Below are 8,966 nucleotides of genomic sequence, written 5' to 3' on the forward strand. Positions count from 1 at the left end.
AAGCTCAGTTCATTCGAACACTCCTTTCTTCTTCGCGCCACAACGGCGCACTCCCTGCCGGGTGACGATCAGCATGGCGGGGCGGCGCTGGCGCGCCGGTCGGTCAATCCGCCCTGCGGATTGCAGTTCTTCCAAGCTGCGGAGATCGGGCCAGGGCTGCGCCGGCCCGATCGCGTCTGGTCGTTGCTCACGCCGTCTGTGGGGTGGGCGACGCTTCCCTTTAGGCCCGCCGCGCCGGGCCGCAACGCGCGCGGGGCGCGCTTACCTCCTCTGCGTTCCGGCCCTGCGGGTGCTGCCCGGCTCCGCCGGCGGGCCTGCCGGTCCGCTTCTTCGCCGCCCACCCCATTCCGGGGTGAGTGTGGTTTTTAGGAGAAGTGTGATGAACGCTGTTACTGAAACCGCAGCCGCCGAACCTGTGTCGGGCGTGGAAATCTTCCTGCCGCTCGCCAAGCTCAAGAAATCCCCCAAGAACGCGCGCAAGGTGCCGCACGGGGAAGCCGCTATCGAAGCGCTGGCCGCTTCGATCCAGCACAAGGGGCTGATCCAGAACCTTGTCGTAGAGCCGGAAACCAAGGAGGACGGGACGCCGACCGGCTACTACCTCGTCACCGCTGGCGAGGGCCGCAGGCTGGCGATGCTGCTGCGCGCCAAGCGCAAGCAGATCAGAAAATCCGAGCCGGTGCGCTGCTGGCTGGATACGGCCAACGATCCCGCCGAGGTGTCGCTGGACGAAAACGTGACCCGGACCCCGATGCACCCCGCCGACCAGTTCGAGCGGTTCGCCGAGCTTTCCCGTGACAAGGGATGGGGCGCGCAGGAGATCGGCGCTCGGTTCGGCGTGTCGGCTGGCGTAGTGAAGCAGCGGCTTCGCTTGGGCGCGGTCAGCCCGAAGCTGTTGCAGGTCTATCGGGAGGATGGGCTTACGCTGGATCAGCTTATGGCCTTCGCCATCACCGAGGACCATGACCGGCAGGAGCAGGTGTTCGCCAACCTGCATCACAACCGCGAACCGTGGATCATCCGGCGCGACATGACCGCGAGCAACGTGCCCGCGACCGACCGCCGCGCGGTGTTCGTCGGAGCCGACGCCTATGTCGAGGCGGGCGGCACCATCATCCGCGACCTGTTCAGCGAGGACCGGGGCGGGTTCTTCGAGGATGCGGCCTTGCTCGACATGCTCGCCGCCGAGAAGCTGCGGGAGGTCGCCGAGCAGGTTCAGGCCGAGGGCTGGAAATGGGCCGAGGCGCATATCGACTATCCCCACGCCCACGGGATGCAGCGCTTCTATCCGCAGTCCGTTCCCCTGTCCGACGAGGACGAGGCGCGGCTGGAGGCCCTGTCCGCCGAGCACGATGAGCTTGCCGAAGGCTATTCGTCCTATGACGAGATGCCCGAGGACGTGGCGGCGAAGCTGGAGGCGGTGTCCGACGAGATCGACGCCATTTCGGCTAAGCGCTACGCCTACGACGCCAATGTGATCGCGCATGGCGGCGCGTTCGTCGTGCTACACCATGACGGCACGGTCAGGATCGAGCGCGGTTTTGTTCGGGCCGAGGACGAGGCGCTGGCCGATCCGCAGCCGGAGGACGAAGCCGAAGGCATCGACCCGGAGGCCGTGGCGGACGAGCAGGTCGACGACGGCGATGAGGACGTGCAGGAAATCGAGGAAGAGGACGAGGAACCGGGCAAGCCGATTTCCGACAGCCTCACCCGCGACCTGTCCGCCCATCGGACGTTGGCCTTACGGGTGGCGCTGGCCGAGCAGCCCAGTATCGCCCTGATCGCGCTGACCCACACGCTGGCCGCACAACTGTTCTACAGCTATGCGGAGGCCGGTTGCCTTGAGGTCCGTCCGACTGTGACCCCCTTGGGGAGCCATGCGGACGGGATCGAGGACACCCCCTTGGCGGCGCGCGCGAGCGAGCAGCACGAGGCATGGGCCGAGCGGATGCCGCGTGATGTGGCGGACCTGTGGGGCTTCATCGTTGCGCTGGACGACGAGAAGCGGATTGCGCTGTTGGCGCATTGCGCGGCCCGCACCGTCAACGCCTTGCGTCTGCCGTGGGACCGCAAGCCCCGCTCGCTGCAAACCGCCGACCGGCTGGCGAGCGCGCTGGCGCTGGATGTGGCGAAGGACTGGACGCCCACGGTGGACAGCTACCTTGGCCGCGTCACCAAGGCGCATATTGCGGAAGCTGTGATCGAGGGCGTGTCCGAGGATGCTGCCCGCCGCATCGCGGACATGAAGAAGCCGGACATGGCGCAAGCCGCCGAGCAGCTTCTGGCCGGGACCGGATGGCTTCCCGCCGTGCTGCGGACGGCGCAACCAACCATAGCCGACGCTGCCGACGCCGAAGCGCAGGACGAGGAAGCGTCATTCGCTGTCGCCGCCGAATAGCGGCATTTCGCCGGGGCTGCGCAAGCGGTCCCGGCCCTAATTTCGGCCGGCGAAAAATCGCGGCCGCGCCCGTGGGGGCGCGGCCGCTTTCCTCTTGAAGGCTCGCCGCTCGATGAAGCGAGGCGCCGCGTCGGCGTCTGCGGGGCCGATCAGCAGCATCCTGGCGAGCAGTTCGCCAATTGAGCAAGCCCGAATCGAAAACGGGGCTGCGCGGCGACGATGGTGTTGGCCCTCGGTGGTCTGAGATCCCGCCGTCCGCGTGACACCAACACCGAGCTGGGAAACATCGGCCGCCCCCGTTCTCCCATGATCGCCTCCATCGCAGCCGCTGTTGAGCGCGCGGTCATGCACAGTGGCCATTGCCTTCCTGCTGAATCGCGAGGACGCCAAGCGTCCAGTCTCGGCTTCGGCGCGACCGCATGGCCTCTCGATTGGCCTGATCTAACCGGGGCCGGCTTCGCCTTGCTCGGTCTGGCACAACGCCGCCGCGCGGCTTTTTTCCGCCGCCTTCGGCTTTGCATCGCGAAGCAAAAAAGCCGCGCGTCGCCATCCTCCGCTGCGCTCCGGCCGCAGGCGGTGCGCGTCCGATCATCCCCGCTTCACCGATCGCCATCGAGGCCGCGGCGGTCGCGGCCCGAGAGCGAAAGGAACTTCGATATGGCGACCATCGGCACCTTCACCCAGGCGGGCAACGGCTCCTTCAGCGGAACCATCAAGACCCTGACCCTCAACGCCAAGGCCACCCTCCGGCCGATCGAGAAGGAGAGCGAAAAGGCTCCCGACTACCGCCTCGCGGTCGGCTCGGTCGAGTGCGGCGCGGGATGGAAGAAGACCAGCCGCGAGAACCGCGACTACATCTCGGTCAAGCTGGACGATCCCACCTTCCCGGCGCCGATCTACGCCACCCTGTCCGAGACCGACACCGCCGGCGAATACGCGCTGATCTGGTCCCGCTGATCCCGACAAGGCGCCCCGCTCCTCGGAGCGGGGCGCCTTTATGCGTTTGTTTGCCGATTTCCAAAGCGGACGGGCCAGTCGGCCCGGCTTCTTGTTGGGAGATGCTAGGGGCGCCGCCCCCGCGCCCTTCGGAGCGGCTTCCGCCCAGCTTCCTCCGCGCTTCGCGCTCCGTGCAGCCGGTTCCCCGCGAAGCCGCCCACTCCGGTTGCACCCCCGGTCTCGCCGACGGGCAGGGTTTCAGCGCGGCGCTCCGCTGCGCGGAAACCCAAGCTCAAGGAGTTCAGCTATGTATCATCAACTTGCCACGCGGTTCGGCCGGAACGCCCATCAGATCAGCGGTCGGGAGCCGCTCGACAACGAGGCGCTTTATCGGCACGTCCCGTCCATCTTCGCTCGTGAGGCGCACGACAGCCGTTCCGAGCGGTATGTCTATGTCCCCACCATCGACATCGTGGAGGGACTGCGCCGTGAAGGATGGTTCCCGTTCTTCGCTGTCCAGTCGGTGCCGCGTGATGGAAGCCGCCACGGCCACGCCAAGCATATGCTGCGCCTGCGCCGGGACGAGGGCATCGGCAAGGCCGAGGCCGCCGAAGTCATCATCGTCAACAGCCATGATGGAACCAGCGCCTATCAGATGTTCGCCGGAATGCTGCGGTTCGTCTGCACCAACAGCATGATTGCAGGCGAGCGGTTCGAGGAGGTCCGCGTGCCGCACAAGGGTAATATCCAGCACGATATTATCGAGGGCGTCTATACCGTTGCCGAGGACTTCCCCCGACTGATCGACGCCAGCGAGTCGATGAAAGCGATCCAGCTTTCCGAGGACGAGCGGCGGTTGCTCGGCGAGGTTAGCCTTGTCGCTCGCTACGGGGAGGATGAAAGCCCGCTGCGGCCGGAGCAGATCATCGAGCCGCGCCGGCGCGAGGATGTGGACCGCAGCTTGTGGACCACATTCAATGTCATTCAGGAGAATGTCATTCGGGGCGGATTGCAGGGCCGCAAGCGCAACGCCGAGGGCCGTATCCGCCGCGCGCAGACTCGCGCGATCAACGGCATCGACCAGAATGTGACGCTCAACCGCGCGCTCTGGACGCTCGCCGAGGGAATGCAGCGCCTCAAGGCAGCCTGAGGGTTCGCCGCCGCAGGGTCGGAGTTCCGGCCCTGCGGCTCCGCCGTTTTCGCGCCGATCCGCTGCGCTGGATCGGCGGCGGCGGCGCGTCCCAAGGTCCGCGCCGCCGCAAACGCGCTCGCCGGGCTGGCGCCCGGCTCGCGCGGCAGGTCTGCATGACTAACTGGCCTCGGATGAATCGAATTCGGCGACGAGATCGGCCGGCGTAACGCCAAGCGCAGAGGCTAAATGAAACAAGGTGACAACGGTTGGATTGCGTCGCCCGCGCTCCAGATCGCTGACATATTGCTGGGTAAAGCCCGACATCTCGGCGAAGCGCTCCTGGGTAAAGCCCTTATCCTTTCTCAGCCTGGCAAAGTTCAATCCTACGAGGCGTCGCATGTCCATGCACGCGAAGCTGGATGATACATCTCATCCGGTTTATCCTATATAAGTTGTATCGACTGGACCGCGCCGTTCGTCCCTGCGGAAAGTGCAGCCAACGATGCAGGACTTGCGCGTATCCGGTTCCGGGATTTGAGCTAAACTGGTTAACGAGCCACATGACGGGGGCGCCATGAGCACCGGCCAATTCGCGGATCGCGCGCCAGAAGCATCGCAGCTCACGGCATATGATGAAAGCCATCTCACTGCCTATCTGCGATTGCTCGACGCAGATGATGACGGGGCCGACTGGCGCGAGACTGCCGCCGCCATCCTCGGCGTGGACGCCGCTGCCGAACCGCAGCGGGCGAAGACGATGCACGATAGTCACCTCGCCCGCGCGCGCTGGATGACGGAGGTGGGTTACGCCCATCTGCTCGGCTGCGACCGGCCGCTAAGGCGTTAAGTTTTCATCGATTTCCACGTCATTCCGTCGCTGCCACCGCAGCGTGGCCGGCATAGTTGAGCGCAACCTTGGCGCTATCGTGCGTTGTGGGAGCTGGTGATCCTAACCCATCGAAATCCGCCTTTAGTGCGGTTGGGAGGATGCCATGCCGACGCCACCGGGGCGTCGCCAGCGGCGCGCCGGTGGACTGTCCGACGCGCTCGGGCGCGCCGATATTGCCGCCGAGTTCCTGCGGAGAAACCGCACCTATCGCGCCGAACATGCGCAGATGCGAGAGCGCATCGCGAACGGCGCCGTCGCGAAGAATGCCGCCGAAGCGGCGTTCGCGCGGCGCTGGGGGTTATCCTTTCGCCACGGCGCCGGATGATCTCTCAGACCCGGTAATCTGGCGCCCAGAGCTGACCGCTGTCACGGTCATCCTGGAGGTCGCGCCAGACGGATTCGAGACTGCCGCACCAGGCGATCCGCGCGCGCTCGGCGCGCTGCTCGCCGATGAAGCGGGCATCGACGGACGCCACGTCATCGTCGCCGACGCGGCCGGCGAGCATCGGCTTTGGCTGCGCGATCCGCAGCCTGGCCGGCCGCTCGCCGCCGTCATCCCGCTCGACAAGGATTTCATCACGCGCATTGCGAGCCTGCTGCGCTTCCACCGCCGCCTGTTCGGCCGGGCGGCCGGGCCGCTGCCACGCGGCTGGCCGCTTACGACCTACCGGCTGGCACGCCTCGACCTGATGCTCCGCGCGCTCGACCTGCGCAATGGGGGCGCGACCTATCGGCAGATCGCTGTCGAGCTGGGGCGCGAAGATGCGACTAAGCTGTCCGCGAGCGACTGGAAAATGTCGGCTTCACGCTCGTTCGTGGTGCGGCTGGTCCGCGACGGCATAGCGATGATGAACGGCGACTACCGCAAACTGCTCCGCATTCGCTGACTCGGCTCCTTCCGGCACAGCCTCTTAGGGGTGGTCGCGTCCGCGTAGTTGCACATCTTCATACCCCACCCGGGCGCCTCCGTTCTGACAATTACGCCTCCTGCCGCCACCGCCCGCAGGAGCCGTCACTTGTCCGATACGCCCACCAACCTGCCGCCTCGCTTCCTGCGCACGCCGGAAGCCGCGCGCTTTCTCGGCCTTTCAGGCCGCACCCTCGAGAAGCATCGGTATTTCGGGACCGGCCCGGCCTACCGCCGGATCGGCGGCCGCGTCGTCTATTCGGTCGATGACCTGCGCGCCTGGGCCGACATCGGCATCAAGCATTCGACCTCCGACCCGGGGCAGGACGACCTCATGCCGCGCGCGGATTCGGCCATCGCCCGGAGCCGGCGATGACCGTCCCGCCGTCGCCCATGCGGCATCGCGAGCCGTCCAACGACGGCATGACCCGCGTCGAGCTGACGTGGATCGAGAAGCGGATCGAGCACTGGATCAGGTTCGGCCGCGTCGCGGTGGACGAGATCGTTGACCGCCGCCGCCGCATCGTCCGCTTCCGGCCCGGAGCGATCTTCGCGTTCGTCCGCTGGGCGGCGAACGATTACGGCACGGTCAGCTCGCGTATCGACATCGTGCGCGCGGTCCGCGCGGGCGAGCCGTTCACGACGCTGCCATTCGTGCGGCCGGGCGGCGACATCCTGCTCAAGATCGAGGGCTGGCCCAAGGTCAGTCAGGTTCTCGCTGCGATCGACGCGGCGGAAGCGGCCGGCGTCGATCCCTGCGACGCCGCGCCCGATCATTGGCGGCATGTCCACAACCGCATCACCGCCGGCCAAGCGCCGCGTCCCTATACGATGGAGCGCCATCGCGCCTGGCTCAAGCGCCGGGAGATCGAGGGATGACGCGCCGCTCCTACGTCCGCGCGACGACGATCGCCGCCTCGGTGTTCGCCATCTCGTTCGCCGCCATCGCCATCACCGACCCGCTGCCGCGCGTCGTGTGGAACGCCAGCGCCAGCGCGCCGCTCGGGCTTTATCGCATCGAGCCGGACCGCGATCCGCCACGCGGATCGCTGGTCGCCGTCACGCCGCCCGCGCCGCTTGCTCGGTGGATGACCGAGCGTGGCTATCTCGGGGAGAACGTGCCGCTCTTGAAGCACGTCGTCGCCAAGGCCGGGCAGCGTGTCTGCCGGATAGGCGGCGTCGTCAGTGTCGATGCGCGGCGGGTCGCCGTCGCGCTGCCGCGCGACCGTCTCGGCCGTCCGCTGCCTGTCTGGCAGGGCTGCCGCACGCTCGCGACCGGTGAGCTGCTGCTGCTCAACCCGGATCATCCTGACAGCCTGGACGGCCGCTACTTCGGTCCGCTCGACGCCTCCGCCGTGGTCGGCCGGGCGATCCCGATCCTGACCCGCGATGCCCCCGACGCGCCGCTGACGTGGCGCGGCTGGAACCGTGAATTTCGCCCCTAACCGCCAACCGAAAGGACAATCCCATGCAGATCGGCACCTTCACCCGTACCCCCAAGGGCTTCCAAGGCCGCATCGAGACGATCAAGCTCGACGTAGCGCTCCGCATCGTCCCGGCCGAGCCGCAGGACGGCGACAATGCGCCCGACTGGCGCGTCCATCTCGGCAAGACCGAGAACGGTCCCGAGGTCGGCGCCGGCTGGAATGAGACCGGCGAGCGCGCCGGCGATTACGTCTCGCTGCGCCTCGACGATCCCACGTTCACGCAGCCGATCCGCGCGGCGCTGTTCCGCATGGGCGACGACGACAGCGCCTGGACGCTGCGCTGGAACCGGCCGCAGAAGCGCCGCGACGAGGACTGAGATCGTGCGCGTCTCGATCATCCCTTGGTTCGCGGGGAAGCCGTCTCATCCCTTCGTCCCGCTCGGTCGCAGGCCGGCCAGCGCGCGCAGCGAAGATCAAGGGCGGCCATCGGCCGGCGCTCCGCGCGCACCCTTGAGCGTAGCGAGCACGCTGGCAGGCTGGCGGCGGAGTGGAGCCGGAGCGTTGTCTGCGCTCACCGTGTCGCTGCTTATATGCGGCGCGCCGATCGGGACGGCGCTGGCGCAGGACGCGCCGGCCGTCCGAGCGGCGGCTGTCCATCCCTATGCCGGTCATGTCGCCGACGCCGCGCGCCGGTTCGGCATCCCCGAGGCGTGGATTTGGGCGGTCATGCACGTCGAGAGCAACGGCGATTCCCGCGCGCTCTCGATGGCCGGCGCGATGGGCCTGATGCAGATCATGCCCGCGACCTGGGCCAGTCTGCGCGCACGATATCGACTCGGCGCCGACCCCTATGACGTGCGCGACAACATCATGGCGGGCGCGGCCTATTTGCGCGAGATGCACGATCGCTATGGCGACGCGACGGCGATGCTCGCGGCCTACAACGCTGGGCCGGGACGCTACGACGACTATCGTTCGCGCGGCCGTCCACTGCCCGCCGAGACACGCGCTTACCTTGCGCGCCTGGCGTCGATCACCGGCGGCATCGGCGACGCTCCGCTTGCCCCCGCGCCGCTTCCCGATCCTTTCGCCTGGCGTCGCGCCGCGCTGTTCGTGCGCGTGGCGAGTGCGGCCGATGCGATGTCCGGCGCGCAATCCGACAGCGGGATTGCGGCTTCAGCGACGGCCGCCGATCCGCCGTCCGTCAGCACTGCGGACGACAGAGTGGCCGTCGTTCCGCCGCGTGACGCTGCTCCGGCCGACACGCTGTTCGTTCC

The 8,966-nt window shown here is 67.5% G+C and carries 12 protein-coding genes; 11 read left to right on the top strand and 1 reads right to left on the bottom strand.

Annotated elements, in window-relative coordinates; all coding sequences use genetic code 11:
• The first annotated feature begins 379 nt into the window (after nt 1-379).
• The 3 genes from ACFDTH_RS15705 (at nt 380) to ACFDTH_RS15715 (ending at nt 4,484) form a co-directional block, all read left to right on the top strand.
• Nucleotides 380-2,398, top strand: a complete 2,019-nt coding sequence (locus tag ACFDTH_RS15705; RefSeq protein ID WP_375288510.1) for a ParB/RepB/Spo0J family partition protein — start codon at nt 380-382, stop codon at nt 2,396-2,398.
• Nucleotides 2,399-3,055: 657 nt separating this feature from the next.
• A complete protein-coding gene (locus ACFDTH_RS15710) occupies nt 3,056-3,355 on the top strand; it encodes a DUF736 domain-containing protein (RefSeq protein WP_375288502.1) in 300 nt (99 codons plus the stop codon).
• 286 nt (nt 3,356-3,641) lie between these two features.
• On the top strand, nt 3,642-4,484 hold the full coding sequence (locus tag ACFDTH_RS15715; protein ID WP_375288511.1) for a DUF932 domain-containing protein: 843 nt from the start codon (nt 3,642-3,644) through the stop codon (nt 4,482-4,484).
• Nucleotides 4,485-4,643: 159 nt separating this feature from the next.
• Here ACFDTH_RS15715 and ACFDTH_RS15720 read toward each other — a convergent pair whose 3' ends face one another.
• Nucleotides 4,644-4,871 carry a helix-turn-helix domain-containing protein gene (locus ACFDTH_RS15720; RefSeq protein WP_375288503.1) on the bottom strand — a complete coding sequence of 76 codons (228 nt, stop codon included), beginning with the start codon at nt 4,869-4,871 and terminating at the stop codon, nt 4,644-4,646.
• A 169-nt stretch (nt 4,872-5,040) separates the two neighbouring features.
• Between ACFDTH_RS15720 and ACFDTH_RS15725 the strand changes: the two genes are divergently transcribed.
• The 8 genes from ACFDTH_RS15725 to ACFDTH_RS15760 form a co-directional block, all read left to right on the top strand.
• The gene (locus ACFDTH_RS15725) at nt 5,041-5,313 is read left to right on the top strand and encodes a DNA -binding domain-containing protein (RefSeq protein WP_375288504.1); all 273 of its coding nucleotides are present in this window, start codon (nt 5,041-5,043) and stop codon (nt 5,311-5,313) included.
• A gap of 145 nt (nt 5,314-5,458) precedes the next feature.
• Complete coding sequence (locus ACFDTH_RS15730; RefSeq protein WP_375288505.1) at nt 5,459-5,680, top strand: transcriptional regulator domain-containing protein; 222 nt, start codon at nt 5,459-5,461, stop codon at nt 5,678-5,680.
• Nucleotides 5,619-6,242: a DUF2285 domain-containing protein gene (locus ACFDTH_RS15735; RefSeq protein WP_375288506.1), complete on the top strand. Its 624-nt coding sequence runs from the start codon at nt 5,619-5,621 to the stop codon at nt 6,240-6,242. The genes ACFDTH_RS15730 and ACFDTH_RS15735 overlap by 62 nt, the downstream gene beginning before the upstream one ends.
• A 129-nt stretch (nt 6,243-6,371) precedes the next feature.
• Nucleotides 6,372-6,638, top strand: a complete 267-nt coding sequence (locus ACFDTH_RS15740) for an AlpA family transcriptional regulator (RefSeq protein WP_015459426.1) — start codon at nt 6,372-6,374, stop codon at nt 6,636-6,638.
• On the top strand, nt 6,635-7,141 hold the full coding sequence (locus ACFDTH_RS15745) for a DUF2840 domain-containing protein (protein ID WP_375288507.1): 507 nt from the start codon (nt 6,635-6,637) through the stop codon (nt 7,139-7,141). Before ACFDTH_RS15740 ends, ACFDTH_RS15745 begins: the two co-directional genes overlap by 4 nt.
• Nucleotides 7,138-7,707 carry a S26 family signal peptidase gene (locus tag ACFDTH_RS15750; RefSeq protein ID WP_375288508.1) on the top strand — a complete coding sequence of 190 codons (570 nt, stop codon included), beginning with the start codon at nt 7,138-7,140 and terminating at the stop codon, nt 7,705-7,707. Before ACFDTH_RS15745 ends, ACFDTH_RS15750 begins: the two co-directional genes overlap by 4 nt.
• 23 nt (nt 7,708-7,730) lie before the next feature.
• The gene (locus tag ACFDTH_RS15755) at nt 7,731-8,066 is read left to right on the top strand and encodes a DUF736 domain-containing protein (RefSeq protein ID WP_375288509.1); all 336 of its coding nucleotides are present in this window, start codon (nt 7,731-7,733) and stop codon (nt 8,064-8,066) included.
• 1 nt (nt 8,067) lies between these two features.
• Nucleotides 8,068-8,966 (top strand): lytic transglycosylase domain-containing protein (locus tag ACFDTH_RS15760; RefSeq protein ID WP_375288512.1); only part of this gene is annotated, 899 nt, incomplete at its 3' end.

The sequence above is a fragment of the Sphingomonas sp. genome (assembly GCF_042096255.1).
In the GTDB taxonomy this organism is placed as follows: Bacteria; Pseudomonadota; Alphaproteobacteria; order Sphingomonadales; family Sphingomonadaceae; genus Sphingomonas.

What these genes read in the sequence shown, in the direction of transcription:
- ACFDTH_RS15720 (WP_375288503.1), bottom strand. Translation starts at nt 4,871, where the DNA reads ATGGACATGCGACGCCTCGTAGGATTGAACTTTGCCAGGCTGAGAAAG.
- ACFDTH_RS15750 (WP_375288508.1), top strand. Translation starts at nt 7,138, where the DNA reads ATGACGCGCCGCTCCTACGTCCGCGCGACGACGATCGCCGCCTCGGTG.
- ACFDTH_RS15755 (WP_375288509.1), top strand. Translation starts at nt 7,731, where the DNA reads ATGCAGATCGGCACCTTCACCCGTACCCCCAAGGGCTTCCAAGGCCGC.
- ACFDTH_RS15745 (WP_375288507.1), top strand. Translation starts at nt 6,635, where the DNA reads ATGACCGTCCCGCCGTCGCCCATGCGGCATCGCGAGCCGTCCAACGAC.
- ACFDTH_RS15725 (WP_375288504.1), top strand. Translation starts at nt 5,041, where the DNA reads ATGAGCACCGGCCAATTCGCGGATCGCGCGCCAGAAGCATCGCAGCTC.
- ACFDTH_RS15705 (WP_375288510.1), top strand. Translation starts at nt 380, where the DNA reads ATGAACGCTGTTACTGAAACCGCAGCCGCCGAACCTGTGTCGGGCGTG.
- ACFDTH_RS15715 (WP_375288511.1), top strand. Translation starts at nt 3,642, where the DNA reads ATGTATCATCAACTTGCCACGCGGTTCGGCCGGAACGCCCATCAGATC.
- ACFDTH_RS15710 (WP_375288502.1), top strand. Translation starts at nt 3,056, where the DNA reads ATGGCGACCATCGGCACCTTCACCCAGGCGGGCAACGGCTCCTTCAGC.
- ACFDTH_RS15735 (WP_375288506.1), top strand. Translation starts at nt 5,619, where the DNA reads ATGCCGCCGAAGCGGCGTTCGCGCGGCGCTGGGGGTTATCCTTTCGCC.
- ACFDTH_RS15730 (WP_375288505.1), top strand. Translation starts at nt 5,459, where the DNA reads ATGCCGACGCCACCGGGGCGTCGCCAGCGGCGCGCCGGTGGACTGTCC.